We start from the raw sequence: 19,510 nt of genomic DNA on the forward strand, positions 1-19,510 counted from the left end.
TCCATCCTTTTGCATTAGCAGGACGGCGCATTCGGCATGTTCGATATCGGTGCAACGGAATTGCTGCTTGTGGCGATTGTGGCTCTGGTCATCATCGGCCCCAAGGACCTGCCGCTCGCCATGCGCACGGCCGGTCGCTGGATCGGGCAGATTCGCGGGATGACCAAGCATTTTCGCGTCGGCATCGACGCGATGATTCGCGATGCCGAGATCGAGGAGCAGGAAAAGGAATGGGCCGCGCGCAATGAGAAGATCATGCGCGAGCATCCCGAGGGCGCGCCTGCCGAGGCGGCCGAAGGCGCCAAGCCCGCCAGCGATGCGCCGGTCATGAAGCCGCTCCCGGCGGATGCGGCTGCACCGGACCAGCCGTCCGGGGTGGAAAACAGTGATGAGCCCCTGCCGGATGGAGCCCAGCCGGAAGCGGATGCGTCGCCCGCGTCGCCCGCCAAACCGGCCGATAAAGGCGATCGGTCATGAGCGCGCGCGACGACGAACTCGACGACAGCAGCGCGCCGCTGCTCGATCACCTGATCGAACTCAGAAACCGGTTGCTCTGGTGCATCCTGGCCTTCGCCGTTGCCTTCGGCGTGTGCTTCTATTTCGCCAGCGAGATTTTCGAATTCCTCGTCCGCCCGCTGCAGGAGGCATTTGGCGAGGGTGAAGGGCGGCTGATCTATACCCAGCTCTACGAAGCCTTTTTCGTCGAGATCAAGGTGGCGGTCTTCGGCGCATTCGTGATCGCCTTTCCGCTGATCGCGATGCAGCTATGGGCGTTCATCGCGCCCGGCCTCTACAAGAACGAGAAGCGCGCCTTCCTGCCGTTCCTTTTCGCGACGCCGGTCCTGTTCACGCTTGGCGCGGCGCTGGCCTATTATATCGTCATGCCGACGGCATTCCGCTTCTTCCTCAGCTATCAGGGCGATGTCGGGGGCGTGGACCAGGAAGCGCTGCCTGCGGTCGGCGAATATCTCTCGCTCGTGATGCGCTTCATCATCATCTTCGGCCTGTCCTTCCTGCTGCCGGTGTTGCTGCTGCTGCTGAACCGCGCCGGGATCGTGCAGCGCCAACAGCTGGTAAAGGCGCGGAAATATATCATCGTCGGCGCGTTCATCATCGGGGCGATCTTTACGCCCCCCGATCCGATCACCCAATTGATGCTTGCAGTGCCGCTATGTCTGTTGTTCGAAATCACTCTGCTGATCATCCGGATCACCGACCGGCGACGCGCGAAAGCGGAGACGGCATGATCGCGGACGCCCTCTTCCTGAAAGAGGGCGAAGGGGGCGATACTCCCTATCCACCGCGCGACGGGTGCAAGGTCAAGCCGCTGATCGAAGCGGCCGAAATGTATCCGGTGCTCGAGCGCGAAATCCTGAATGCCGAAAACAGCGTCTGGATTGCCTTTCGCGTTTTCGATCCCACCACGAAATTGCGATCGGACGAGGCGAAAGCGGCGGGCCATGAGATCTGGGCCGACCTGATCGAGGCGTCGGTGAAGCGCGGGGTCGAGGTGCGCATCCTGCTCACCGATTTCGAGCCGGTTCTGGCCGACTATCTCCATGCCGAAAGCTGGGCGAGTTTCCGCGTGTTCAAGGACCGGATGGACGGGTTGCCGGACGAGGTGCGCCGCCGGTTCCAGATGATCGTGATCCAGCATGAGGGCGAGATCGGATGGACCTGGCGGCAGTTGCTCCGGCTGAACCTGCGCAAGCGGATACGGCGCAAGATCTCCAAGCTGCTCGGCCGCCACAAGGACGATGAAGAGGTGTTCCATACACGGCCCGGCCTGTGGCGCTGGCTCGGCTGGGACGGCGACAAGCCAAACCGCTGGAAGCCGGGCCCGCCGCCGCGGCTTTGGCCGGCCACCTATCACCAGAAATGCGCGATCATCGACAACCGGTGCGCGATCCTGGGCGGGCTCGATCTCGACGAGCGTCGCTGGGACGATGCGCGCCACCGGCAGCGCGCGGACGAAACCTGGCATGATGTCTCCTCGCGGGTCGAGGGCCGCATCGCCTGCGACGCTGCCGATCATTTCGTGACATTGTGGAATGAGGAGCTGCCGCGCTTTCGCGAGATTGTCGGCGAATGGACGAACGGTGCCGGCCGCCAGCTCGATCTCGATCCCCTCGACGAAATCGAACGGTGCGAATGGGAAGGCCAACCCGTTGGCGAGGCACGCTGCCAGTTGCTGCGGACGCGTTCGCGGTATTCGGGCTCGACATTCGCCATGGGCCCGGTTCCCCATATCCGGGAGCTTGAGGAAGCGCACAAGCGGATCATCCTCGGCGCCCGCCGCTGCCTCTATATCGAGGCGCAGTTCTTCCGATCGACAAAGGCGGCGAAATGGGTGATCGAGGCGCTGCGGCGCAATCCCGGGCTCGAAGTCATCATCCTGATCGCCAATGTGCCCGAAGAGATCGCGTTCGAAGGACAAAAGCGCCATCCCGTGCACAAGCACGGCGAATATCTTCAGGCACGCGCGCTGGGACGCATCTTCAAGGCGGGCGGGAAGGACAGGGTGGGTCTGTTCAGCATTGCCAAGCAGGAAAAGGCCAATGGCAAAGAGCGTCGCTACGAGAATAGCAGGGGAACGGCCTTCGGCTCCGGCGTGATCCATATTCACGCCAAATTGCTGATCGCGGACACCGATGCCTGCCTGTTGTCATCGGCCAATATCAACGGCCGCAGCTTCGAATGGGATACTGAACTGGGTTATCTCTGGACCGAAGCCGGCGATGCGATCGCGCAGTTCCGGCGGCGGCTATGGCGCCAGCTGTTCGATGGCGATGTGGGCGAGGGCGCCTGCCTCGCCGAATGGCGACAGGTTGCCGAGCAGAACAGGACGGCAGAGCCCGGCGCGCGTCAGGGTTTTGTCATTCCCTATCAGCGCGGCCGGGCCCGGCGTTATGGGAACCCCTATTTCTGGATCCCCGATCGGCTTGTCTAACGCGCGCCTATTCGGCTGCGTCCGTCACGGTTTCGCCGACGCTTTCGACATCTTCGCCCGCGCCTGCGATCGTGTTGCAGGCGGATACGAGAACGGCGCCGGCAATCATGGCGGCGGTGGCGATTTTCTTGATCATTTCGAACTCCTTGCGACCTTGAACGGGGCGACGGTGTCGCCTGTACCCATCAATGCGGGGATGCCGTGTTCGGTTCCCGCATACGGCAAGGAAATGATTGAAAAGGAGCGGAAAAATGTTGGGCCCGAAGGCGTTTCCGGGGGGAGGTAAACGCTTTCGGGCCCAATAAGCGGATAGCAAGAGCGGGGGGGCAAAAGGTCGCTATCCGAACAAGAAAACGAGCCTCGGCCCTGTTGGTTCCCCGGCAGCGCAAAAAAATCGCCTCAAATGCGAAATTTTTTAAAAAAACGCCATATTTCAGAGAATTAGAGTATTGGAATTTTGATCTCATAACGCGTTTCCGCGCTGTTCTGCTCGACCGGAGCGCGCAACTGGCGTGCCAGGCCCTCGATAACACGCCGGTATCGCGGATAGGCGGGAATATCGGGGGCCGCTTTGAGAGCCTCGGATTCGAGCGTCAGACTTGCGCACTCCTCGTCGATCGGCTCGAGCTTGATCGACAGGTCGACCGCCTCGGCGCAGAAGAAGGACAGTTCGACCAGTTCGGTCAGGTAGAAACAGACCGCCACGGCGATCTCCTGCGCCACCCGCACATCGACGATATCGAGCGATATCGATACCCGGACATGTTCGGGGCCGCCCTGTTGCAGCGTGGAAACCAGTTCTGAAACGATCGGCCGAAGCGACGTGCCGTCCGCCGCACCGTGATCGCCGAGCAGGTTGCGCTGGACGATCGCCAGCGCGTCGACGCGCCGTTTGATCGATGCATAGGCCGTTGCCGTGTCGGCGTTGACCGCCGAACGCGCGTGAAGGTTCAGCAGGCTCGCCACGATCTGCAGGTTGTTCTTCACGCGATGATGGACTTCGCGCGTCAGTCTCGCCTGCTCTCCCAGCGCGTTCGCCATCGCCGTTTCGTTGGCCTTGAGATCGCTGACGACGGCGTGGAACGCGGTACCGAGCTCGCGGATCTCGGCGGCGGGCGAGCGTGTCGCAGGCACGATAAAATCGCCTTCGTCATGGTTGAAGCGGGAGACCGCGCCCTGCAGCCGCGCCAGCGGCCGCAGGACAAGCCGGTTGACGGCGAACCAGCCGAGCAACGCGCCCGCCGCCCACATCAGCAGTGGCAAGATGATCGCCACCCATTCCGACGTTCTCAGCGGCACGACCTCGAACGCGGCGTCGAACTCGATCTGGCCGTCGGCGAGCTGCTGCGTGCTGCGGACGGGGTTGGATGGAGCATCGCTCGACCAGGGGTGGACGAGGAAGCTCGTATCGCCCTGGCGGAGAGTGAACAGGTAATTTTCGATCTGCTCGATCGGCCGGGTCCGTTCGGCGACCGTGGACCGCGGCAGGATGGCAAGCCCGAAGGTACGGCCGTCTTCGGAGTTGACCCGGATGCGGATCGTGCCGGTTTCGCTGTCGAGCTGGGTGACGGCGAGGCGTCCCGGCGGGGCATCGAAGCGCAATGCCGCCGGGAAATTGTTGCTCGCGCAGATGAGTTCGCCGTTGCGGCGAAAGATCGCCAGCCGGACCTCGGCCTGTTCGATGTTCGAGAGCGTCGCCAGCAATTCCCGGCATTCGCCCGGGCTCGCGGCGTCGGGATCGACCGCTGTCGAAGCGACGCGCAGGCTGAGCGTGCTTCGCTCGATCGTCTCGGTCATCCGCCGCGCGGCCAGTTCGGTGATCAACCGTGCCTCGTCGATCCGTTCGCCGCGGGCGTTGGAGGAAGCATCCCATGATGCGAACAGGGCGATCAGGCCGAGCGGAAACAGCGCCACCGCGAGCAGGATGAACGTCTTGATGCCTGTTGAAAGTCGACTCAGAAAGGAGATAGGACCGGGCCGCTCCTTCATCGCCAGTGGCGCCATGATGCAATGGCCGGCGGGTTAACTGAGCTTGCCGAGGAGGTCGAGCATTTCGCTGGGGATTTGTTCCTTGGCCGCCTCGTCATAGACGCTGCGCAGGGCACTGGAGATATCCGTCCTGCCATTCGTTCGATGCCGCCGCGTACGCGCTGCGGATTTCGCATCATTCGCACCCTGACTGGTACCTGCTTTGCCGCCTGTCGCCAATGCTTGTCCCCGTACCCTTACCTGATGCGATCTAACCCTAGCCGCATCTTTCCTAGCACCGCAACAGTCAATCGACCGTTACACAATACCGTTTTTTCGCAGACCCTGGAACGGATGAAACCATTTGCGCCGACGATTGTTCCATCCGGGAGCGGGACAATCTGCCCGCCGGCGATCCTGCCGGCAATGGGGACCGAGGAGATTGCATTCGCTCATCCGGCCAGCCATGTGGGAGGCCGTAAAAAAGGGAGAAACACGCATGTCATCGCTCGGCCAGCAACTCGCGCCGCATTTGCCTTTGCTCCGCAGGTTCGCGCGCGCCCTGACCGGCAGTCAGCACCATGGCGACACGTTCGTCCGGGCGACGCTGGAATCGATCGTTGCGGCACCCGACGAATTTCCCCGCGACGTCGATCCGCGTCTCGGCCTATATGCAAGTTTCCTGAAAATCTGGAGTTCGGCAGAATTGTCGGACGATCTGGCGGACACGCTGGCGGGCACCGGTGATCGCGCCGATGTCGCCTCGGCGCGCCTTGCGATGATCGACAAGCGGTCGCGGCAGGCGCTGCTGCTGACCGAAGTGGAGGGATTCTCCCGCGAAGACGTCGCCTATCTGCTCGAGGCCGATCTCGACGAGGTGTCCGGTCTGGTCGAAACGGCGCGCGAGGAAATCGACAATCAGCTGCGTACGCAGGTTCTGATCATCGAAGACGAACCGATCATCGCGATGGACCTGGAGGGGATCGTTCGCGATCTCGGCCATGACGTGGTCGGCATCGCCGTGACGCATCGCGAGGCCGTCGATCAGGCCAAGGGCGAAACGCCGGGTCTCGTGCTCGCCGATATTCAGCTCGCCGACGACAGTTCAGGGATCGAGGCGGTGCAGGAAATCCTGACCGACATCGATATTCCCGTCATCTTCATCACCGCTTTCCCCGAACGATTGCTGACGGGCGAACGCCCCGAACCGGCCTTCCTGATTACGAAGCCGTTCCAGCATGCTACGATCAAGGCGGCCATCGCGCAGGCATTGTTCTTCAACAAGACCACATTGCCGGCCTAGCGGCGGGCGACAGCCACGCCTAAGTCAGAACGAGAAAAGGACGCCACCATGACCGAAGAAGATCCGCATCTTTCGAAAACGGAGGCGCGCGCAGGCGCGACCCCGCATATGACGCGCGTGATCCTCGCCTTCTCGCTCATTCTGATCGTGGGAATTTTCGTGCTGCTTTACCTGTTCTGGAAAAACTAGATTTTTCCAGTAAATACAATGCACTGGGCTTTGTCATCGCTTGGGTTTATGACAAAGGGAACGCGCGCCGAATCGGCAAGCGCTAGGCGGGGCTGACGAATTGGCGAAAAATTCCAACACAGCCGATAAGGGCGGCGAGGCAAAGGAAAAGCCGACGCCGTTGCCCGATGACGAGTTCAAGGTCCAGCTGGGCCAGGTGATCCCGCATCTTCGCGCCTTCGGCCGGTCGCTTTCGGGCAACCGCGAGACCGCCGACGATCTGGTGCAGGAGACGCTGCTCAAGGCATGGGCGGCGCGCGAGCGTTTCCAGGCCGGCACCAATATGCGCGCCTGGACGTTCATCATCCTGCGCAACCTGTTCCTCTCCCAGATGCGGCGCGCCCGGTTCAAGGGCGAATGGGACGAAATGGCCGCCGACAAGCTGCTCGCGGCGCCGGCGAGCCAGGACCGTCATATCGAATTGAACGACATGCAGCGCGCGCTGCTGAAGCTGCCCGAACCCCAGCGCGAAGCGCTGATCCTCGTCGGTGCGGGCGGTTTTGCCTATGAAGAGGCGGCGGAAATCTGCGGCTGCGCGGTCGGCACGATCAAGAGCCGCGTGGCCCGGGGCCGGTCCGCGCTCGAAGCGTTGCTGGAAGAGGGCGATCTCAATCCCCGATCCGAAACCACCGGAAAATCCGATTTGAGCGCGCTTCAGGAAATCATGGACGAGGTCGACGAACTCAGCAACCGCTGAGCCGGCCTAGGTGATCAGGCCGAGCAGGCGGTCGAATTCCTGGGCGTTTTCGTCCTTGTTGTGCTGCTCGCCAAAGGCCTTGCGCAGCACTTCGCCTACCCGGTTCGTCGGTTTCGCTTCGAACCGGATATGGCGCGGGTTTTCGCGCCCGGATTCAGATCGGGATGGCTTTTCACGCATAGAGAACATTGGAACGCACAAATGGCGGTGAAGGTTTCCACTTTGCATGTTTGACCGGAACTGATGCACAAAAGCGACATGGAAACGAACGGCGATCCGCCCGATTTCGGTTCGGTCTGGGACAGGGCCCGGGCCCATGCGCCGTTCCTCGCGCGCCTCGGCGAACGCAACCCCGACATGCTCGAACGCGCGCGGGCCGGTGAGTGGGTGCCGGAATGGACGGACGCGGGCGATACGCCGGATCGCGTCGCCGAAACTCTGCGGCGCGACAAGCAGCGGCTCGCGCTCGGCGTGGCGCTCGGCGACCTTGCGGGCGCGCTCCCGTTCGAACGTGTCGTCCATGCGCTCAGCGACTTCGCCGATCATGCGACAGCGGCGGCGATCGCGGCGGCGATGCACGAGGTGACGGGTGCGGACGGTGTCGAGGGGATGAGCGTGCTCGCGCTCGGCAAGCATGGCAGCCGCGAACTCAACTATTCGTCGGACATCGATCTCGTCCTGCTGCTCGATCCCGATCGCCTTGCTTCGCCCAAGGGCGATCCGCGCGACACCGCCGTGCGGATCGGCCGCAAATTCGTGGGGCTGCTGCAGGACCGGACGCAGGACGGCTATGTCTTTCGCGTCGATCTGCGGCTGCGGCCCTCGCCCGAGGTGACGCCGATCGCGCTGCCGGTGAATGCGGCGATTTCGCATTACGAAACGATCGCGGAAGCCTGGGAGCGTGCGGCCTTTATCCGTGCACGGCATGTCGGCGGCGACGCGTCGATCTCGGCCTATTTTCTCGATGCGCTGCGGCCCTTCGTCTGGCGCAGCGCGCTCGATTTCGGCACGATCAGCGAGATACGCGGTATCTCCAAGCGCATCCGCGATCATCATTCGCGCGGCCAGACTTTCGGTCCGGGCTTCGATCTGAAGCGCGGCCGTGGCGGCATCCGGGAAATCGAATTTTTCGCGCAGATCCACCAGCTCATCCATGGCGGCCGCGATCCGTCGCTTCGCGAGCCGGCAACGCTCGATGCGCTGGCGGCGCTCGCCGATGCGGGCTGGATCGGCAATGGGGAGGCGGAAACGCTGTCCGCGCATTACCGATTGTTCCGGACGATCGAACACCGGCTGCAGATGGTGGAGGACCAGCAGACGCACAGGCTGCCCACCGACGGGGCCGCGCTCGACAATGTCGCCCGGCTCCATGGGCTTGCCGATGGTGACACGCTGATCGCATTGCTTGCCGACAAGGTGGCCTGGGTTGGCGATGCCTATGACCGGTTCGACGAAACGGACGAACCCCAGGACGCGATGCCCCGCGATCCGGCGGAGCTGGAAAGATGGCTGGCCGACACGGGTTTTTCCGACTCGGAAGGCGCCGTCCGCCGGATCGAGCGCTGGCGCACCGGCAGTGTCGGGGCGACCCGGTCGAAGGCCTCGCGCGAGGCGCTAGAGGCAATCCTGCCGCAGCTCATCTCCGATCTCGGCGCTTCGCCGGCGCCGATCACCGCGCTCAATCGCCTCGACAGCCTGCTCGATCGCCTGCCGAGCGCACTCAACCTGTTCCGGCTGCTCGAGGCGCGCCCGGGCCTGGGGGCTTTGCTGACCGACATTCTGGCGCATGCGCCCGCGCTCGCCGACGAACTGGCGCGGCGGGCGGAGCTGTTCGACGGCCTGATCGACGCGACCGCGCTCGACCCGCCCGAACCGGTCGGCGAGCTCGTGGAGATCTTTCGCGAGCGGACCGCCGGTCTCGACTATCAGGAGGTGCTCGACCGGATGCGGCAGCTCGTCGGCGAGGAACGGTTCGCGCTCGGCGTGCAGCTGGTCGAAGCCGCGAGCGATCCGCTCGATGTGGCAGCGGGTTATGCGCGCGTTGCCGAAGCCTCGATCGAGCTTCTCGCCGGCGACACCGTTGACGCGTTTCGCGAGGAACATGGCGAGGTGCCCGGCAGCGAGTTTGTGATCCTGGCGCTCGGCAGGCTCGGCGGCGGCGCGCTGACCCACGCCTCCGACCTCGACCTCGTCTATCTGTTCACCGGCGACCATGGCGCCGAATCGGACGGCGAACGCCCGCTCGGCGCGACGCGCTATTATCAACGGGTGGCCCAGCGGGTCACCGCCGCGCTGAGCGTCCCGACGGCCGCTGGCCCGCTCTACGAGGTCGACACCAGGCTGCGGCCCTCGGGCGGCCAGGGGCTGATCGCCGTGTCGCTCGACAGTTTCGAGGGCTATCAGCGGCAGAGCGCCTGGACCTGGGAGCATATGGCGCTCGCCCGCGCCCGGCCGGTCTACGGTTCGCCCGAAGCGCGCGAAAAGCTCAGCGGGATTATCCGCGAAACGCTCATTCGGCCGCGCGATCCGGAAAAGCTTCTGGCTGATGCCCGCAATATGCGCGCCGAGATCACCGCGGCAAAGCCGCCCGCCGGTGCGCTCGACGTCAAGCTCGTACCGGGCGGGCTCGTCGATCTCGAATTCTGCACCCATGTGGCGCAATTGCGCGAGGGCAAGGGGCTTTCGCCCTATCTGCCCGAGGCGATTGGTGCCCTGATCGAAGCGGGCGTGCTCGATCCGGGCATGGCCGCCGCGCATGATCTGCTGACGCGGATGCTCGTGACGCTCCGGCTCGTCTCGCCCGATTCGACCGAGGTTTCGCCGGCCAGTCGCTCGCTCGTCGCCAAGGCCTGCCATGTCAAGGATTGGGACGCGCTGGTTGAAGCCTATGACAAAGCCCGGCATTGCGTGCGCGAACAGTTCGAGGCGCTCGGCCTCGCCAGCGATGAGGAAGGACAGACCCGATGATCGAAGCCGGAGACAAGGCCCCCGACGTCACCCTGCAGATGACCGACGAGAGCGAAGCCAAACTGTCGAGTTTCAAGGGCAAGCCGCTCGTCCTCTATTTCTATCCGAAGGACGATACGCCCGGCTGCACCAAGGAAGCGCTGCAGTTCACCGAGCTTGCCAAGGAGTTCGACAAGGCCGGGGTGAAGGTGATCGGCGTTTCGAAGGACCCGCCGGCCAAGCACGAGAAGTTCATCGCCAAGCACGATCTCGCCATCGATCTCGCGACCGACGCCGATGGCAGCGTGACCGAGGCGTTCGGCGTCTGGGTCGAGAAGAATATGTACGGCCGCAAATATATGGGCATCCAGCGCGCGACCTTCCTGATCGATGCCAAGGGCAAGGTCGTAAAGGTCTGGCCCAAGGTGAAGGTCGCCGGCCATGCAGAGGATGTGCTGGCCGAAGCGAAGGCGCTCGACGCCTAGAAACGTTTTCCACCATGGAATCGATTGCCAGCGCGGCCCGTTCGGTCCTTCTGAGCGCGGCGCCGAACGAAAAGGTGATGCGCGCGCGGCAGGTGGCGCGCGCATGGCGGGGCGGTTTGCTGGCGCACCGTTTCGATGTCCCGATGCCCGACGAACCGGCGCGGCCCGAGGCGCCCGCGCTGCTGCCGCCCAATCGGATGCCCCGGCGGGGGAAGATCGGGTCGGAGCGCGGCCGTGTGGCGATGCTCCACGCGCTCGCCCATATCGAATTCGTCGCGATCGATCTGGCGTTCGACCTGATCGGCCGTTTCGGCGGTGAATTCCCGCGCGATTTCGTCGACGACTGGATCCGCGTCGGGGCGGAAGAGGCGATGCATTTCGCGCTGCTCGACCGGCGACTGAAGTCTCTGGGGAGCGGCTATGGCGCGCTGCCCGCCCATGGCGGCCTGTGGGAATCGGCGCAGGATACAGCGCATGACAGGGTGGCGCGGCTTGCCGTGGTGCCGATGGTGCTCGAAGCACGCGGGCTGGACGTCACCCCCGCAACGGTCGACCGCTTCCGCGCCGCAGGCGACAAGAGGTCGGCAGAGATCCTCGAACGCATCGCCCGCGACGAAATCAGGCATGTGCATTTTGGCGTGAAATGGTTCGAATCGTGCTGCGCGGAGCAAGATTTGCTCCCTGAGGCGCACTGGCAATTGCTCGTAAAACGGTACTTTAACGGCCGGCTGAAGCCTCCGTTCAACGCTTCGGCGCGTCGACAAGCCGGTTTGTCCCGCGAATACTATCTTCCGCTTGCTTCGGTGGAACCTTGTTAACAAACAGGCTCCAGACCGGTTGCGGGGAGGGCATTGCCGCCTCCGGAATACAAGGTTTCACAAAGGCGTAGACGGTTAATTAACCATCTTCGCCAAGTACGAACGGGTTGCGCATGATGAACATTACTCGCCTTTTCCATTTCACGCGCCAGTCGCTGGCGCAGCCAATCTTCGCCGCGGCGGCATTCGTGTCCGCCGCGTTTTTTATGGCTGCCGCTCCGGCACAGGCACAGACGCAGGGCAATAACAGCGAAGTTCGCGCGCTGTTCGCCAACTGGCAGCAGGACGCGCGTCAGCGTCAGGGCGTCATGGCGATCCCCTCGGGACGCCCCGTCGAAAATTACCGCCTCACCAGCAGCTTCGGCACACGCAGCGATCCGTTCGGCGCCGGCCGCCGCCGGCATAACGGCCTCGACATGGCAGGTCCGATCGGCACCCCGATCTATGCCACCGCCGACGGCATCGTCGGCCGTGCGCAGTGGGTCGGTGGCTATGGCAATTATGTCGAAATCAATCATGGCGGCGACATGCAGACGCGCTACGGCCATATGTCGCGCATCCTGGTCGAGCCGGGCGCCCGCGTCACCCGCGGCCAGATGATCGGCCATATGGGCTCGACCGGCCGTTCGACAGGCAGCCATCTCCATTACGAGGTCCGCATCGCGGGACGCCCGATCAATCCGGTGCCGTTTCTGACCTCAAACGAATATCTCGCCTCGCTGCCGAACACGCCCAATGCGGTCGAAGGCACGCAGGTCGCGCTCGGCGCCAGCCAGTAGCGCCTAACCGCTACGCTTGTACTCCCAAGCGCTAGAACGGGTCGCCCGCTTGTCGCGAGCGGCCCGTTTTCCTATCTAGGGTCTATGAGCGAGGTTCAGCCCATCGAAAAGGATATCGGCCTGTCCGAAGCGGCGGCGAAACGCGTGGCCGCGATCGCCGAGCGTCAGGGCAAGCCCGCGATCCTTCGCCTTGCCGTCGATGGCGGCGGCTGTGCGGGCTTCCAGTACCGTTTCGAAATGGCCGAAAGCGTCGAGGATGACGATGTCACCGCGGAAACCGGCGGCGTGACGCTGGTCGTCGACACGATCAGCCTCGATCTGGTGCGCGGCAGCGAAGTCGATTTCGTCGAAAATCTCGGCGGCGCGATGTTCCAGGTCAACAACCCCAACGCCCAGTCAGGTTGCGGCTGTGGAACCAGTTTTTCGATCTAGCGGCGACGCGTCTCCATATGAGCGGTTTATAGTTGGTGAGGCGGCCACGCCTCGATCGAGCGCTTAACGCATGCGAAAGACAGCCAATCGATTTCTGACCCTTGCGGCGGCCCCCTTACTGGCCTGCGCGGCACCTCTCGACGCGCAAACAGGGAATATCGGGGCCTTGATGAACGCGCCGATCGCCATAGAGCGCGCGGCGCCCGTAACGTCGGTTCCGCTTGAACAGCGGGACGGCAAGTATTTTCTGGTCGCCTCTGTCGATGGCATAGAGCGCGAATTCGTGTTCGATACCGGCTCGCCGACGATCCTCTCGCGCGAATTGGCCGAGGCGCTGGAGCTCGAAATATTGGGGCAGAATACCGGAACGGACGCGCACGGTGCGGCCGTTACGATGGATATCGCTCGCACCGGGACGATCGCACTCGGCGATATCGTGTTTCGCGATGTTCCCGTATTCGTTTACGATTTCGGCGCAATGCCCCTCGGCCGCTGCTTTTTCGATGGTGGCGTGCTGGGTTCGGAAATCTTTGCCGGCAGCGCCTGGCGGATCGACGCCGAAAACGGGCGGCTGGAGATCGCCGAGTCGACCGATGCCATCTCCATAGCCGATGATGCGTTGACGGCGCGGCTCCACGATATCGGATATCCGCATGCGCCGGTTGTCGACTATGCCATCGGTAGCCAGCACGACCGGGCGCTGTTCGACACGGGAAGTGAGGTGCCGCTGTCGCTCTATGCGCCGCTGTTGACGAATCCGGCGGTGGAAGATCGCCTGCACGCAGTCCAGCGCGGGCGGGGCTCGGAAGGCGTTTCGGCGGGCGGCCGCGGCGCGGTCGTGGATCTTGCGCGATTTCGTCTTTCTCGTATCGCGCTAGGCGATTCCGGGATTTCGAATATCGGCGGAATCTCGCGGAGCGTTCCGCCCACATTGCTGGGTGCCGGTTTGCTCGATCGTTTCGTTGTCACGCTCGATTATCCGGGCGAGCGCTTCGTACTCGAATCCAGAGCCGTGCCTGCCAATACCCGTCCCGAACCCGGCTATCGGCTGGCCCTTGTGGACGATCGCGTCGAGGTTGTGCAGCTGTTCGAAGGTTCGGCGGCCGATGACGCCGGTCTGCGTCTCGAAGATCGCATTATCGGGATCGACGGCCGGGTCGTGGATGTTGCCGGGGAGCAGGATCTGTGTGCCCTTGTGCGTTTCGTTTCCGGCCGGCCTTTCGAAGCGCGTGCCCTGTCACTGGAAATCGATCGCGACGGAAGCACCGTGTCGCTCAGAATTCCGGCGCCGGAGAGCCCTGCCGGCGCTGCGCGGTGATGGCCGGAACATGATCGGCGGCGAGCACCTGACGGACTAGAGCCGTAGGATCATGGCGATCCGCCGCGCCATGTCGAACCCGTCGGCTTCCTCATCGGCCAGTTCCGCCAGGATCGCGGCTTCGGGCTTATCCCATTCGACGAAGCCCAGAGTGGCATAGAAGGGCGCGTTCCACGGCAAGGTCCGGTCCGTGATGAGTGAAACCGCCGAGAAACCGTGCCGCGCCTCTGCGATCGCCGTCTCCATCAGGCGGCGGCCGATGCCGTGCCCCTGAAAGTCCGCGCCGACCGCAAGCTCGTCGATATAGAGCGATTTCTGCATTGCATGGGCGCAGCATAAACCCGCGATGGCATCGCCTTGCTCCTCGACCCAGTGCGCCCCTTCTGCAATGGCGCGCGCATGCTTGTCGGGGTGCAGCGTCTCGCCGCCGATGGCGCTTTCGAAATGCGTGCCGAGAAACAGCTCCGCCGCCGACCGTTCCACCGCGGCGAGCGCCTCGATATCCCCCATCCCCGTCTTTCGGATCGTCACGCGGCAAACTCCCGTCTGGCCGTGGCGGCCGGTTCGCGGCATAACGCCGCCCATGAAAATCGCCACCTATAACGTGAACGGGATCAACGCCCGGCTTCCCCGGCTGCTCGAATGGCTCGACGAGCAGAAGCCCGATGTCGTCTGCCTGCAGGAACTGAAGGCCGACGACGACAAGATCCCCAAGGCGAAGATCGAGGAAGCCGGTTACGGCGCGGTCTGGCACGGGCAGAAGGGGTTTAACGGCGTCGCCATCCTCGCCCGCGATGCCGAGCCGAAAGAGCATCAGGTCCGCCTGCCCGGCAACGAGGAGGACGAACAGAGCCGTTATGTCGAGGCGGAAATCGGCGATGTCATCGTCGCCTCGATCTACCTGCCCAACGGCAATCCGGTGCCGGGGCCGAAATTCGATTACAAGCTCGGCTGGATCGACCGGCTTCATGCGCGCGCAGACTATCTGCTCGGCCTGGAAAAGCCGGTGGTGCTGGCGGGCGATTACAATGTCATCCCGACCGACGAGGACGTCTATTCGGTCAAGGCGATGCAGGACGACGCGTTGATGCAGCCCGAAAGCCGCGCCGCCTTCCGCCGTCTGCTCTACCAGGGCTGGACCGATGCGATCCGGGCGCGGATCCCGACCGGACCCGTCTGGACCTTCTGGGACTATCAGCGCGGCGCCTGGCAGCGCGACGCGGGCTTCCGGATCGATCACCTCCTGCTGTCACCGGTGGCGGCAGACCGCCTTCGCGCGGCAGGCGTCGACAAGGAATATCGCGGGCGGGAAAAGGCGTCGGACCACACGCCGGTCTGGATCGAACTGGCGGACTAGCTCGCGGTATCCTTTTCGGGCGGCATCGCGTCGATCGTGCGGGAAAAGGCGTCGACCATCTGTTTGAGGACCGGCGGCAAGCGCTTCATGTCGAGTGCGCCGGCGAGCGGGTCGTAGCGTTCGGGTGCGAAGCCGAAACCGATCATCAGGTCGATCCAGCTCTGGTGGTCGAACATTTCGCGATCGAAGGTGACGAAGCGGCCGCGGCTGCGGAACTGGTCGAGCCGCAGCTGGAGCGTATCGGGTGCAGGGGCGTCGGCAATGGTTGTCCACACCGCCTCGTCCCTGCCGTTGAGCACGAACGGCAGCAGCGCGAAATCGCGGAGCTGCCGGACGATTTGGTGGTGCTTGGCGTTGAAGGTGCGCGCCTCGACGGTCATGGCGGGGCCTGCGGGGAGCAAAGCGACGAGATCGAGCGCCTGTTCCTGAAGCAGGATCGCATCGGCCGAATGAAATGGGCCGAGCCGGGCCGATGCGGGGCCAAGCCGGACGCAGTTCCCCGTCCAGGGTGTGCCGCAATGGATGTAAGCGAAGGGTGCTATGTCGAATGGCGCGCCCATCGTTTCTGCCACGGCTTTGGCTTCGTCGGCGCCGGAGCCGTGCCAATATTCGCGGACCAGTCCACCGCCGACCGGCGTTTCGACGAGCACGCCGCCGGGCAGGGCTTTCGCGATCGTACAGCCATGGCCTGCCCTGGTACCGCCTTCGATAAATGCGCATGCGATTCGATCGAATGGCGGGAATCCGTTCAGCGGTGAGGATTCGGGGCGACCATCGCCCGGCATCAGGGCGGAGAGCGTTCCCGAGACATCGATATAGAGATCGGCCGCGACGGCATCGCCGCTCTCGAGCGTGACGGTTGAGATCGCGCCCTCCGGCTCGCAATCGACGCTTGCCGGTGTCGACCGAAGGCGCTCGGCGTCTCGCACGAAGGCTTCGAAAAAGTCCCCATAACGCGCCCGGTCGACCTGAATCGTCGGGCCGAGCAGCTGCAGCGGCGATTCGCGATCGTCCGGTGGAAAGGCGAATTTACCGGCCATCGCGGCGCGCGCGGCGAAGCGGAAGGGGCGGAGGAGATAGGCGAGCGATTCCGGCTCGCCGCGCTCTATCGCCGCGCGCAGCATGATGTGGTGCAGTTCGATATCGTTGATCTTCGGCAGCGTACCCGAGGGCGCGGCGAAGAACTGGCTGTCCTCGCCCTGCCAGCCCTGCAGGTCGATGCCGAGGCCGAACCGGGCCCCGGCGGCGCCCGCCAGGGCCTCGACATCGATATTCAGGCGCTGGTGAAACGCGCTGTTGCAGGGGAGCGTCAGCGCACACGGTCCGTCGTCGCGGGCAGGCTGCTCGACAAGCGTCAGCGCGGCATGCGGCGGCAGATTGGCCCACAGCGCGGCGGCCACCGGCCAGAGCGCATGCGCTTCGCCGAAGACCGCAATGCGCAGCGAAGGGCGGTCTGCGTTCGTCATGCGGTATCCGCCAGTTCGATCGACGCGCCATATTCGCAGATGAAATCGAGATGCGCCGGCGTCTGCTCGACATGGGCGTCGATCGACCGGCGCATCGTAGTGAACGCCTCGTCCAGCTCGGCCTCACTCATTCGGTCGGCGCGGGGATCGTATCGCTCGGGGATCACATTCTGCCCGATAAAGACCGACAGCCAGCTCGGCGGCTGAAACAGCCCGCTTTCATATTCGGGCACGAGACCGCGCCGTTCGAACGCCTCGATCTTCTCCGCCAGGCTGTCGGGCAGATCCTGATTGCGCATGTCGCGCCAGAAGGGGGCGTCGTCGCGCTGGTTGGCAACATAATGGAGCATGAGGAAATCGCGGATCCGGCTGAATTCCAGATCCATCAGCCGGTTATACTCGGCGGCGTCGGCCTCGGCGCAATCGCGCTCCGGGAACAGCGCGATCAGGTTCAATATGCCGCTCTGGATCAGGTCGATGCTCGTCGATTCGAGCGGCTCAAGGAAGCCGCCCGAAAGGCCGATGGCGACGCAATTCCGGTTCCACAATTTGCGTCGCTTGCCGGTCTTGAAGAACAGCCTGTTGGGCTCGGCCAGCGGCTCGCCCTCCAGAGTCGTCATCAGCTGGTCGAGCGCCTCGTCGTCGCTCAGATAGGCGTCGCAATAGACATGGCCGTTGCCGATCCGGTGCTGCAGCGGAATGCGCCATTGCCAGCCGCCCGTCCGCGCGGTGGCACGGGTGAAGGGGCCGGTGGGCCCGTTGATCGCGCAGGGAATGGCGATGGCGCGGTTGCACGGCAGGTAGCGGCTCCAGTCGTCATAGCCGGTCTGAAGCTCCTGCTCGATCAGCAACCCGCGAAAACCCGAGCAATCGACGAACAGGTCGCCTGCGATCTCTTCGCCCGATTCCAGCATGACCGATTCGATGAAATCCGTTTCGCCGTTGGAGGAAGCGCCCACGATCTTGCCCTCGACCCGCTTCGCGCCTTTCCTCGTAGCGAAATCGGCGAGGAAGGCGCCATAGCGGCTCGCATCGAACTGGAAGGCATAGGAAAAGGCGGAAAGGCCCGATGCCACCGCTTCGTCGGGCAGCGCGAACCTGTCGCGCCGTGCGGCGACGATCGGGTAGCAATAGCTGCCGAACTCGTCCGCCTTGCCGCGCTGGTGCTGGCGGACCCAATAGTGATGGAAATCGGCGGGGCCGATCCGCTGACCGAACGCGCCGAAAGGATGGGTGTAGCGGTCGCCGATCGCACCCCAGTCGCAAAATTCGATGCCGAGTTTGATCGTCGCGCTGGTGCGCCTCATCATCTCGGCCTCGTCGATGCCGAGCGCGCGGTTGAAATCGCGAATCTGCGGCAGCGTCGCCTCGCCGACGCCGACGGTGCCGATGGCGGCGGATTCGATCAGGGTGATCTGGACACCGATGGGACCGAGCTTGTGCGCCAGCGCGGCGGCGGTCATCCAGCCTGCCGTGCCGCCGCCGACGATCACGACATCGCGGATGCGCCGATCCGGATTGTCGTTCACATCGTCTCTCCCGCGGTACTGTCCTGCCATACCCCGAATGGAGGGCAGGCGCCGCCGATCCTGTTGCTACAGACCCGCCTTCTCGTAAACCGCGTAGATTCGATTGGGATCGCCTTCGATCGCATCGGCAATCGCATTCATTCCCTGATTGTCGTCGAGAATCCAGCCGACTTCGGCGCGCGTCGCGTGCATCGTCCCCACGCCCCAGCGGCGGATATATTCGATCATCATGAAGGCGAGCTGGCTCGCCAACCGGCTGTTCTGGTGCTCGGGCAGGACCCCCATCAGCGGCACGCGCCCGCCATTCCAGTCCTTGCGTTTCAGCTTCCAGAGCAGCTTCGCCCAGCCAAAGGGCAACAGCGAGCCCTTCATGCCGATCAGCGCCTCGTTGATATCGGGCAGCGCGAGCATGAAGGCGGCGGGCTTTCCGTCATATTCCGCGATCAGGTTGATCGGCGGATAGATGACGGGTTTCAGCTTCTTCTTGATGTACTGGACTTCGGTATCGGTGATCGGGACGAAGCCCCAATTCTTGCTCCAGGCCTGGTTGAGGATGGAGAGGATGAGGCTCGCTTCCTCGTCATAGCGGTCCATGTCGATCGGCCGGATGGTGATCCTGTCATTGCGTTCGCCGGAGGCGACGATGCGATCGATCAGCTTCGGGAAACCGTCGACGATGGGAATGTCATAGGTGAAGAGCTGCTTGGCTTGGCTATAGCCTGCGCCCTCGATCCAGCCCCGATAGGCGGCCTTGTGATGCCCCATCATGATCATCGGCGCGTGGTCGTGACCTTTGATGAGCAGGCCCGGCTCGTCCCAGACGGACAGGCTGAGCGGACCGAGCGCCCGCGTCATGCCCTGTTCGCGCAGCCATTGTTCGGCCGCCGCGATCAGCGCGTGCATGACGGCTTCGTCCTCGGCCTCCATCAAGCCCCAATTGCCGGTGCCGGGGCCCATGCCCTGCTCGACGGGCTGTTCGAGCGCCAGATGATCGAGATGCGCCGAAATCCGTCCGACGACGCGGCCATCGCGTTCGGCCAGGAAGAGCTGGACCGTGGCATGCTCGAAGAACGGATTCTTTGCCGCGTCCAGCAGCTCGTACACGTCGGATTTGAGCGGCGGCACCCAGTGCGGCGTATCGGCGTTCAGCCGGTAGGCGAGTTCGACAAAGGCCTTGAGATCCGCCCGGCCATCGACCGGGCGGATGGTGATCGCGTCCGCCATCGGTCCGTGG

Annotated in this window: 21 protein-coding genes; 13 read left to right on the plus strand and 8 right to left on the minus strand. The window is 63.8% G+C overall.

The window, feature by feature from the left end; genetic code table 11:
• The first annotated feature begins 36 nt into the window (after positions 1–36).
• Genes tatB through Q0139_RS04560 form a run of 3 tightly spaced genes read left to right on the plus strand, consistent with a single transcriptional unit; the run spans position 37 to position 2,950 of the window.
• Complete coding sequence (tatB, locus tag Q0139_RS04550; RefSeq protein ID WP_298018137.1) at positions 37–477, plus strand: Sec-independent protein translocase protein TatB; 441 nt, start codon at positions 37–39, stop codon at positions 475–477.
• Positions 474–1,247 carry a twin-arginine translocase subunit TatC gene (tatC, locus tag Q0139_RS04555; RefSeq protein WP_298018140.1) on the plus strand — a complete coding sequence of 258 codons (774 nt, stop codon included), beginning with the start codon at positions 474–476 and terminating at the stop codon, positions 1,245–1,247. The genes tatB and tatC overlap by 4 nt, the downstream gene beginning before the upstream one ends.
• A complete protein-coding gene (locus tag Q0139_RS04560; protein WP_298018143.1) occupies positions 1,244–2,950 on the plus strand; it encodes a phospholipase D family protein in 1,707 nt (568 codons plus the stop codon). The genes tatC and Q0139_RS04560 overlap by 4 nt, the downstream gene beginning before the upstream one ends.
• 7 nt (positions 2,951–2,957) lie before the next feature.
• On the opposite strand, the gene Q0139_RS04565 is transcribed toward Q0139_RS04560, so the two are convergent.
• The 3 genes from Q0139_RS04565 to Q0139_RS04575 form a co-directional block, all read right to left on the minus strand.
• The gene (locus Q0139_RS04565) at positions 2,958–3,086 is read right to left on the minus strand and encodes an entericidin A/B family lipoprotein (RefSeq protein ID WP_298018146.1); all 129 of its coding nucleotides are present in this window, start codon (positions 3,084–3,086) and stop codon (positions 2,958–2,960) included.
• Positions 3,087–3,391: 305 nt separating this feature from the next.
• On the minus strand, positions 3,392–4,954 hold the full coding sequence (locus Q0139_RS04570) for a histidine kinase dimerization/phosphoacceptor domain -containing protein (protein ID WP_298018148.1): 1,563 nt from the start codon (positions 4,952–4,954) through the stop codon (positions 3,392–3,394).
• 18 nt (positions 4,955–4,972) lie between these two features.
• Positions 4,973–5,158 carry a NepR family anti-sigma factor gene (locus tag Q0139_RS04575; protein WP_298018150.1) on the minus strand — a complete coding sequence of 62 codons (186 nt, stop codon included), beginning with the start codon at positions 5,156–5,158 and terminating at the stop codon, positions 4,973–4,975.
• A gap of 259 nt (positions 5,159–5,417) precedes the next feature.
• Between Q0139_RS04575 and Q0139_RS04580 the strand changes: the two genes are divergently transcribed.
• The 3 genes from Q0139_RS04580 (at position 5,418) to Q0139_RS04590 (ending at position 7,146) form a co-directional block, all read left to right on the plus strand.
• Positions 5,418–6,221 (plus strand): response regulator, encoded by an 804-nt coding sequence (locus Q0139_RS04580; RefSeq protein WP_298018152.1) that lies wholly within the window; start codon positions 5,418–5,420, stop codon positions 6,219–6,221.
• 48 nt (positions 6,222–6,269) lie between these two features.
• The gene (locus Q0139_RS04585; protein ID WP_298018155.1) at positions 6,270–6,410 is read left to right on the plus strand and encodes a hypothetical protein; all 141 of its coding nucleotides are present in this window, start codon (positions 6,270–6,272) and stop codon (positions 6,408–6,410) included.
• A 160-nt stretch (positions 6,411–6,570) separates the two neighbouring features.
• Complete coding sequence (locus Q0139_RS04590; RefSeq protein WP_298018348.1) at positions 6,571–7,146, plus strand: sigma-70 family RNA polymerase sigma factor; 576 nt, start codon at positions 6,571–6,573, stop codon at positions 7,144–7,146.
• A gap of 6 nt (positions 7,147–7,152) precedes the next feature.
• On the opposite strand, the gene Q0139_RS04595 is transcribed toward Q0139_RS04590, so the two are convergent.
• Entirely contained in the window at positions 7,153–7,326 is a 174-nt protein-coding gene (locus Q0139_RS04595) for a hypothetical protein (protein ID WP_298018158.1), read from the minus strand.
• Between the two features lie 63 nt (positions 7,327–7,389).
• Here Q0139_RS04595 and Q0139_RS04600 point away from each other — a divergent pair, with 63 nt between their 5' ends.
• The 6 genes from Q0139_RS04600 to Q0139_RS04625 all read left to right on the plus strand — a co-directional run bounded on the left by Q0139_RS04600 (position 7,390) and on the right by Q0139_RS04625 (position 13,924).
• Positions 7,390–10,113 (plus strand): bifunctional [glutamine synthetase] adenylyltransferase/[glutamine synthetase]-adenylyl-L-tyrosine phosphorylase, encoded by a 2,724-nt coding sequence (locus tag Q0139_RS04600; RefSeq protein WP_298018161.1) that lies wholly within the window; start codon positions 7,390–7,392, stop codon positions 10,111–10,113.
• Positions 10,110–10,577, plus strand: a complete 468-nt coding sequence (gene bcp / locus Q0139_RS04605) for a thioredoxin-dependent thiol peroxidase (RefSeq protein WP_298018164.1) — start codon at positions 10,110–10,112, stop codon at positions 10,575–10,577. The genes Q0139_RS04600 and bcp overlap by 4 nt, the downstream gene beginning before the upstream one ends.
• 14 nt (positions 10,578–10,591) lie before the next feature.
• Positions 10,592–11,395, plus strand: a complete 804-nt coding sequence (locus Q0139_RS04610; protein ID WP_298018167.1) for a ferritin-like domain-containing protein — start codon at positions 10,592–10,594, stop codon at positions 11,393–11,395.
• Between the two features lie 113 nt (positions 11,396–11,508).
• Positions 11,509–12,174, plus strand: coding sequence for a M23 family metallopeptidase (locus Q0139_RS04615; RefSeq protein WP_298018170.1), 666 nt, complete (start codon positions 11,509–11,511; stop codon positions 12,172–12,174).
• Between the two features lie 84 nt (positions 12,175–12,258).
• Positions 12,259–12,606, plus strand: coding sequence for an iron-sulfur cluster insertion protein ErpA (erpA, locus tag Q0139_RS04620; RefSeq protein WP_298018173.1), 348 nt, complete (start codon positions 12,259–12,261; stop codon positions 12,604–12,606).
• 169 nt (positions 12,607–12,775) lie between these two features.
• Positions 12,776–13,924: an aspartyl protease family protein gene (locus tag Q0139_RS04625; protein WP_298018175.1), complete on the plus strand. Its 1,149-nt coding sequence runs from the start codon at positions 12,776–12,778 to the stop codon at positions 13,922–13,924.
• A gap of 36 nt (positions 13,925–13,960) precedes the next feature.
• Here the strand turns inward: Q0139_RS04625 and Q0139_RS04630 are convergent, their stop codons facing one another.
• Positions 13,961–14,455 (minus strand): GNAT family N-acetyltransferase, encoded by a 495-nt coding sequence (locus Q0139_RS04630; protein WP_298018177.1) that lies wholly within the window; start codon positions 14,453–14,455, stop codon positions 13,961–13,963.
• 52 nt (positions 14,456–14,507) lie between these two features.
• Here Q0139_RS04630 and xth point away from each other — a divergent pair, with 52 nt between their 5' ends.
• Positions 14,508–15,281, plus strand: a complete 774-nt coding sequence (xth, locus tag Q0139_RS04635; protein ID WP_298018180.1) for an exodeoxyribonuclease III — start codon at positions 14,508–14,510, stop codon at positions 15,279–15,281.
• On the opposite strand, the gene Q0139_RS04640 is transcribed toward xth, so the two are convergent.
• The 3 genes from Q0139_RS04640 to Q0139_RS04650 all read right to left on the minus strand — a co-directional run bounded on the left by Q0139_RS04640 (position 15,278) and on the right by Q0139_RS04650 (position 19,500).
• Entirely contained in the window at positions 15,278–16,747 is a 1,470-nt protein-coding gene (locus tag Q0139_RS04640; RefSeq protein ID WP_298018183.1) for a tryptophan 7-halogenase, read from the minus strand. The genes xth and Q0139_RS04640 overlap by 4 nt on opposite strands.
• Complete coding sequence (locus Q0139_RS04645; RefSeq protein ID WP_298018186.1) at positions 16,744–18,276, minus strand: tryptophan halogenase family protein; 1,533 nt, start codon at positions 18,274–18,276, stop codon at positions 16,744–16,746. The genes Q0139_RS04640 and Q0139_RS04645 overlap by 4 nt, the downstream gene beginning before the upstream one ends.
• 66 nt (positions 18,277–18,342) lie before the next feature.
• Positions 18,343–19,500 carry an N-acetyltransferase gene (locus Q0139_RS04650; protein ID WP_298018189.1) on the minus strand — a complete coding sequence of 386 codons (1,158 nt, stop codon included), beginning with the start codon at positions 19,498–19,500 and terminating at the stop codon, positions 18,343–18,345.
• Positions 19,501–19,510 lie beyond the last annotated feature (10 nt).

The sequence above is a fragment of the uncultured Parasphingopyxis sp. genome (assembly GCF_937129435.1).
Taxonomy (GTDB): domain Bacteria; phylum Pseudomonadota; class Alphaproteobacteria; order Sphingomonadales; family Sphingomonadaceae; genus Parasphingopyxis.

Excerpts from the sequence above, each read along its gene's own strand:
- erpA (WP_298018173.1), top strand. The coding sequence starts at position 12,259 with ATGAGCGAGGTTCAGCCCATCGAAAAGGATATCGGCCTGTCCGAAGCG.
- Q0139_RS04650 (WP_298018189.1), bottom strand. The coding sequence starts at position 19,500 with ATGGCGGACGCGATCACCATCCGCCCGGTCGATGGCCGGGCGGATCTC.
- xth (WP_298018180.1), top strand. The coding sequence starts at position 14,508 with ATGAAAATCGCCACCTATAACGTGAACGGGATCAACGCCCGGCTTCCC.
- Q0139_RS04570 (WP_298018148.1), bottom strand. The coding sequence starts at position 4,954 with ATGGCGCCACTGGCGATGAAGGAGCGGCCCGGTCCTATCTCCTTTCTG.
- Q0139_RS04585 (WP_298018155.1), top strand. The coding sequence starts at position 6,270 with ATGACCGAAGAAGATCCGCATCTTTCGAAAACGGAGGCGCGCGCAGGC.
- tatC (WP_298018140.1), top strand. The coding sequence starts at position 474 with ATGAGCGCGCGCGACGACGAACTCGACGACAGCAGCGCGCCGCTGCTC.
- Q0139_RS04615 (WP_298018170.1), top strand. The coding sequence starts at position 11,509 with ATGATGAACATTACTCGCCTTTTCCATTTCACGCGCCAGTCGCTGGCG.
- bcp (WP_298018164.1), top strand. The coding sequence starts at position 10,110 with ATGATCGAAGCCGGAGACAAGGCCCCCGACGTCACCCTGCAGATGACC.
- Q0139_RS04640 (WP_298018183.1), bottom strand. The coding sequence starts at position 16,747 with ATGACGAACGCAGACCGCCCTTCGCTGCGCATTGCGGTCTTCGGCGAA.
- Q0139_RS04625 (WP_298018175.1), top strand. The coding sequence starts at position 12,776 with ATGAACGCGCCGATCGCCATAGAGCGCGCGGCGCCCGTAACGTCGGTT.
- Q0139_RS04560 (WP_298018143.1), top strand. The coding sequence starts at position 1,244 with ATGATCGCGGACGCCCTCTTCCTGAAAGAGGGCGAAGGGGGCGATACT.
- Q0139_RS04595 (WP_298018158.1), bottom strand. The coding sequence starts at position 7,326 with ATGCGTGAAAAGCCATCCCGATCTGAATCCGGGCGCGAAAACCCGCGC.
- Q0139_RS04600 (WP_298018161.1), top strand. The coding sequence starts at position 7,390 with ATGCACAAAAGCGACATGGAAACGAACGGCGATCCGCCCGATTTCGGT.
- tatB (WP_298018137.1), top strand. The coding sequence starts at position 37 with ATGTTCGATATCGGTGCAACGGAATTGCTGCTTGTGGCGATTGTGGCT.
- Q0139_RS04580 (WP_298018152.1), top strand. The coding sequence starts at position 5,418 with ATGTCATCGCTCGGCCAGCAACTCGCGCCGCATTTGCCTTTGCTCCGC.
- Q0139_RS04610 (WP_298018167.1), top strand. The coding sequence starts at position 10,592 with ATGGAATCGATTGCCAGCGCGGCCCGTTCGGTCCTTCTGAGCGCGGCG.
- Q0139_RS04565 (WP_298018146.1), bottom strand. The coding sequence starts at position 3,086 with ATGATCAAGAAAATCGCCACCGCCGCCATGATTGCCGGCGCCGTTCTC.